4 protein-coding genes and 1 pseudogene are annotated in these 6,000 nt (G+C 57.0%); 2 read left to right on the forward strand and 3 right to left on the reverse strand.

Annotated features, from left to right (window positions below):
- Positions 1–67 precede the first annotated feature (67 nt).
- Positions 68–748: pseudogene (locus DWB23_RS15390) on the forward strand (IS6 family transposase).
- A 326-nt stretch (positions 749–1,074) separates the two neighbouring features.
- On the opposite strand, the gene DWB23_RS15395 reads toward DWB23_RS15390, so the two are convergent.
- Together DWB23_RS15395 and DWB23_RS15400 are read right to left on the reverse strand one after the other, a co-directional pair.
- On the reverse strand, positions 1,075–2,382 hold the full coding sequence (locus DWB23_RS15395; RefSeq protein WP_338067823.1) for an N-acyl-D-amino-acid deacylase family protein: 1,308 nt from the start codon (positions 2,380–2,382) through the stop codon (positions 1,075–1,077).
- Positions 2,383–2,857: 475 nt separating this feature from the next.
- Positions 2,858–3,916, reverse strand: a complete 1,059-nt coding sequence (locus tag DWB23_RS15400) for a M14 family zinc carboxypeptidase (RefSeq protein WP_121743657.1) — start codon at positions 3,914–3,916, stop codon at positions 2,858–2,860.
- Positions 3,917–4,652: 736 nt separating this feature from the next.
- On the opposite strand from DWB23_RS15400, the gene DWB23_RS15405 reads away from it, so the two are divergent.
- Positions 4,653–5,351: a plastocyanin/azurin family copper-binding protein gene (locus DWB23_RS15405; protein ID WP_121743658.1), complete on the forward strand. Its 699-nt coding sequence runs from the start codon at positions 4,653–4,655 to the stop codon at positions 5,349–5,351.
- A gap of 63 nt (positions 5,352–5,414) precedes the next feature.
- Here DWB23_RS15405 and DWB23_RS15410 read toward each other — a convergent pair.
- Positions 5,415–6,000, reverse strand: a 586-nt coding sequence (locus DWB23_RS15410; RefSeq protein ID WP_121743703.1) for an IS6 family transposase, incomplete at its 5' end; no start/stop codon positions are given.

Below are 6,000 nucleotides of genomic sequence, written 5' to 3' on the forward strand. Positions count from 1 at the left end.
TTGCTCATTGGGACACCGTCTAATTAGGCCAGTTTGCGGAACGAGCAGGTCATGGATTTAGTGTGGAATATTGCTCGCAGACCTGTTCAGCGAGCGCCACCCGGCAGAATTTGATGAAACTTGGGAGCGTGAACCGACAACGCCCGTTAGGTTGTTTGTCATCCGGCTTCATACGACCGGTTGTTCACTTTGAGAGGTACAAGCAATTCTTCGCTTGGTCGGCGTAGAACGGCCTCACCAAGCGATTTGGCAATAGATACATCGACTGTCTGATAGCGTGCCAGATCCGTCGTTGTCCACGAGAGAAAAACTCTCGTGTGTCCATCAGATCGCGAAGGGTTCTGAGTACGGCGAAGCCGCTGTGGGTCGTCATTGGTAAAATTATTATCGGTTTTGATTGCGTTTGGTATTGATTTGATTCTGCAATATTTCCATATTCGAAATTGATTTTTGTCGTCGCAGCTTTCGGACGGCGAAGCACTGATCCAGCCGCTGCGTTCCTGCATCGATTGACCGAGAAACGCGACCTCGACGACACGGTGTTTCTTGTCGATGGCTACAGATATTTAAGTACTCTCTCCCGATTAGGATTGGGCGGCCAGCTCGACTGCGTCGAGAGAAACCTGATCGAAAGAGGATTCGTACCTTCAAAATTCGGGTTGATACCTTCCATACCACGTGGGTGGGTAGTCGGGCGAGCATCAATGAATGTTTTGAACAATTCATACATTATTACAACACACAATGATCACATCAATCAGTTAATAGACAGATGCCAGCGGAGATGCTAAACTAGACAGCGCCGGTTAGACTATTACATCCTGAGTCAGGGATAAGTACATCCTCATCTATGTAGGAAAATGGCAAACATATATACTAACCGCTCGGAATCATATTACGATTTCTTAATATCAAATGCCTCTATGAACAGCAATACCGTGTGACAAGCCGAGTCAGCACTCACGACGGCAGGAAAGACTGGAATCGGATACGACGTTGAAATACGACGCGCTCACCGAACAGGAGGTCGAAAGTAGACGGACCATCAAGGCGTACTGCCGAAATTCAGTACGGTCACCGAATGGCGCCGCCGGGCCGAGCTCCGGTGTCCTCGCCGTCGCGAACGATCGGCGTCCCGTCGACCACGACGTGCTCGATCCCGAGCGGGTACTGCTCCGGATCGTCGAACGTCGCGCGGTCGTCGACCACCGCCGGATCGAAGACAACCAGGTCCGCGTCGAGGCCCGGACGGAGCACGCCCTTCGAATCGAGTCCCATCGCTCGAGCGGACAGCGAGGTCATCGACCGGACGGCCTCCTCGAGCGACAGGAGGTTCTCCTGGCGAACGTACGTCGCCAGCACGCGGGGGAACGATCCGTATACCCGGGGGTGGGGACGGGCCCCGAACAGGCCGTCGGTTCCAACCATGACGCGCTCGTTCTGCATGATCGTTCGGACGTCCTCCTCGATCAGCCCGTGAGCGACCATCGACGCCTCGAAGTTTTCAGCGAGCAAGACGTCGCAGAGGACGTCGATCGGCGTGCTGTCGCGCTCGGTCGCGATGGTCGCGATGTCGCATCCGCCCTCGTCGCCGAATTCCTCGGACGTCAGGTTGGTCACCTCGATTCGGTCCCACCCGGTCTTGCCGCCGACGTTTTCCCAGCCTTGGATGCGCCACTCCTCGATATCCCGGCGGATCTCCTCGCGCTGGTTGGGGTCAGTGAGCGTCTCGCGGAGGGCGTCGGCGTCGCCCGACTGCACCCACGGCGGCAACAGCGACGTCAGCATGCTGCTTCCTGCGGTGTAGGGGTACTGGTCCGCGGTGACGTCGACGCCCCGCTCACGGGCGATTTCGACCTGAGCGAGCAAGCGGTCGGCCTTCCCCTGCTGTTCGCTGCCGGTAAGCTTGAAGTGCGAAATCTGAAGCGGAACGTCGTGTTCGGCTCCGATATCGACGAACTCGTCGAGCGCCTCCCAGATCCAGCGGCCCTCGCTACGGATATGGGCGACGAACGGTCGTCCGTAGGGAGCAAGTTCGGCTGCGAGTCGAGACACCTCCTCGGTCCCCGAGTACACCTGGGGCGTGTACACGAGCCCCGTCGAGAAGCCGATCGCGCCGTCCTCGAGCCCCTCGCGGACGAGCGACGCCATCTCCTCGAGTTCGTCGTCGGTTGGCTGGACGTCGTTCATGCCGAGCACGTCGTAGCGGGCGGTGCCGTGCCCGACCAGCGTCGCCACGTTCGGCGCGATGTCGGCGTCGTCGACCGCGTCGAGGTACTCGCCGAGGGAGTTCCACGTCCACTCGCGCTCGAGTCTCCCGGCCAGGCCGCTGAGGTACTCCTGCCACGGACCGATGCCCCCCTCGTGGTAGAGCGGGGCCATCGAGAACCCGTCCTGGCCGAGAATTTCGGTGGTGATTCCCTGTCGGATCTTCGGCGCGAGCGACGGGTCGGCGAATAGCTCGAGCGCTATCGGCGCCAGAACTGTCGTTCGCGACAGCTTCCCCCGTCGAGGTAGAAATCTCGTACGCCCCGGCTCCGTTGCTCACATTCGTATTTCTGACGAATACGCCGTACATTCCCGACTCCGCGGCGACAAACTCGAACTTCGACCGGCCGCCACTTTCAACGTACTCGCCGGGGCGGATCGTCCGCCCGGTGTACCGTCTGGATCGGTAGACGGCAGTTATTGATTCGGATGTGACCGTCGGCGACGAGGCAACCACCGCCTCTCGTGCAGTTTACCCGACGGTGTGGCTGTGCAGCGGAATTTTACAGCCGATACGGGAAACGAGTTCGGACCGACGATCACGACGTGACAGCCCGACGAGGAACGACGGATAGCCGAATGTAGCCGCCTACTCCGTTTCTTCCCACGGCCAGTCGCCGGCATCGAAGGGGCGATCCGGGATTTCATCGACGCGGGCGGGATCGCGGTCGTAGAGCGACCCGTCGGCGGTCTCCTCGAGGATGGTTTCGCACTCCGCGGCCATGATTCGGGTCAGTTGCCCCTCCATTGCCTCGCCGCGGTCGTCGAGTTGGCCGGTCATCTCGCACAGGATACTGCCATAGCCGTAGGTGGCGTAGGCGTTACGCCCAATGTTAACCGTATCTCCTCCCGGATAGACTGACAGCTGAGCGTTCCCGAAGCCGTCGACCTCGTCGTACATCGCGACGTTGAGCCGTTGCGAGATCTCGACTGCGTCGGGGTCGGCCTCGTCCGCAATCGGCCAGAAGTTCGACGCGTGGAGCATATCTCCCGGAACCTCCTCTTCGTCGTAGTACATCCCTCCCTGCGTGTGGAGGTCGGCGACCCACAACGGATCGAGATCGAGCACGTAATCGAGCATCGCCTGGGTCTCGGGTGAGGGGTTCTCGTCGGGTTTCGGTCCGGGAAGGATCTCCTCGGGAAGTTCGAAGTAGTGCTGACGGTTCGGGTCGGCAGGGCCACACTGCTCTCCGAAGAACGGATCTTCATAACAATAGTCGTCCGGACGAGCGTTCTCGCGCTGGTTACGCATGGCGCCGTCGGGGTTGACCATCGGCAGGCCGTGGATCGTGAGTTCGTCGAGGATATCGTGGCCGGCCGAGAGACGTCGGAGCACCCGCAGGAGCGCCTCGGTGCCGGTCGGCTCGTTCCCGTGTTGCTCAGACGCGAAGAAGACGTCGGTGTCGCCGCTGCCGACCTTGGCGACGGTGAGTTCGCGTCCCTCGAGGCTTTCACCGATGACCTTGGTCTCGAACGGTACGCGAGCTCGCCGCTCGAAGTTACCTAGTAGATCCTGAACCTCCGCGTGAGTGAGGAACCGCTTCGTCTCTTCGCGAGCCCACGGCTCGTTCGCGGTCGCAGTCGTCGCACCGAACAGACTCACGCCTGCTACCGACCCAATCAGCTTGAGTGTATTTCGTCGATCCATGATTGTCCAATCAAAGCTATTGATAGATGTTAATATTAAACTTGTCGTTGATGCCATAATAAGTAACTGTATATTGAATTCACATTATCATATTATGATTCATAGGGGGTGAACGACAGCTCTGATCTCCCGCGTACGCGAGAGACTCGGTGTACTCTCAGAAACCTACCCACCGGCCGTCACACCGTACTCGCGATCAGTGGCCTTACCGACACCCCACCTGGAGATTGTACGGCTGAAGAGAGTCACCATCGGCGTCTATCTCAGCGTCTTTGACACTAGGTTTCCGCTGGCACTGTCTAGTTCTGCACCTCCTCGACTGGCACGTTTCCGTCGAGAGCTCGATGCGGACTTTGGTATTATAGTAATGCACGAACTGTTCAAGACACTCTCGGCCGCTCGCCCTCCGCGTTTACGTGGTGGCCGTCATGGCTAGCGTGATGGTCAGATTGTTCTTCATCACTGGTCGAATCTCTGTGCTCATCCATAGGTAATCCTCATTGCCGGGTTTACGGTACCAGAACGAAGGAAGTATGGGCTATAGCGGCCGTCCAGTGAACAGATTACGATCGCAAGTCAGACTGAATCACAGTGTGCAAACTAAAAGGAATGATGTATGTATTCCTGGCAAAATGGTATCTAATTAGATGCATCCCTAATGGGGGTTGGATGTCTGTTGACATTATACGCCGAATAAGGAAAGGAGAGGAGACGAATCGCCAATTTAGCAATCACAATGAGCGATCACCCATCTCGGCGACACGTACTTGGGATAACTAGTGGTGCAATTGGAACTGGACTTGCCGGTTGTCTGACCGAAGACGACCAATCGGAGAACGACACCAACTCGGATGAAGGGGCTACTAACTCGAGCAAGGATCTCGACAATGAGAGCAATGAAACGGATTCAAACTCTGGAAACGAGAGCAGCCCTGATGAAACGGATAGTACGTCTGAGAGTGTAGCCGAAGTGACTATGGTGACAAATGACTATGGAACTCACTTCGAGCCCCATGTCGCTGAAATCGAACCTGGAGAGACAATCACGTGGACGCTCGAGAGCGGTTCTCATACGACGACCGCTTATGCACCGGCGAACGACAAGCCCCAGCGGATTCCTGATGACGCTAAGGCATGGGATAGCGGGGAAGTCGACGACCAAGGGGCAACCTTTGAACACACATTCGAAACTGAAGGGGTCTATGACTATTACTGTCGCCCACACGAAAACACAGGGATGCTCGGGTGCGTTGTCGTCGGTGATCCCCGGCTTGACGACCAGCCTGGAATGGCCGAGCCGCAGTCTGAATTACCCGACGGTACTCACGAGAAGATCCGCGAACTGAATGAGATGGTTCGAAGCGGTGGTGACAGCGGGCACGGTGGACACGAAAGTAGCGAAGACGGGGACGGCAGCCACGAAGATGGCCATTGACAGTAGCCGATGGTAATATTATCATAAGTACTCAATCCGAGAAGATACGCTGATCGGCACTGTCTAGTTCTGTACCTCCTCGATCGGCGTCTTTCCATCGAGAGCTTGATGCGGTCTCTGATGGTTGTAGTAATGCATAAACTGTTCAAGCCACTCGCGGACGCTCGATCGACTGCCCACCCACGAATTATGAAAGCGGTCGGTTCGGATTTTGAGAGTGTGAAACCACTTTTCGATGAGGTTTCGGTCGGTATAGTTGACCTGGCCGCTCAATCCTACTCGAGCAAGGGCAGTCCGGTAGCCGAATTGATCAACGAGAAACTCAGCATCCGAAAGATCGTGTTTCTCGGTGAGTCGATGGAGAAACGCAGCCGCCGGATCGGTGCCATGCCGCCCAAATAACGCAACATCGAGAATCAACTTTGTCTCGATGTCTATTGCAGCGTACAACCAAGACCATTCGCCGTTAATCTTGACAGCGGTTTCGTCAACGGCGACCCGCTTCGGCTGTGCCTCAGTCAGGTCGCGTCGGCTGTCAGCTAGCCGATGAATCCAGCCCCAAACCGCTCCATGAGAGCGTTGAACGCCTAATTCCGCTAAAATCGTTGTTGTCTCCCGAAGCGAGCAACCAGTCTGATGGAGGCGGACG

The organism is Natronorubrum halophilum, from assembly GCF_003670115.1.
Lineage (GTDB): Archaea > Halobacteriota > Halobacteria > Halobacteriales > Natrialbaceae > Natronorubrum > Natronorubrum halophilum.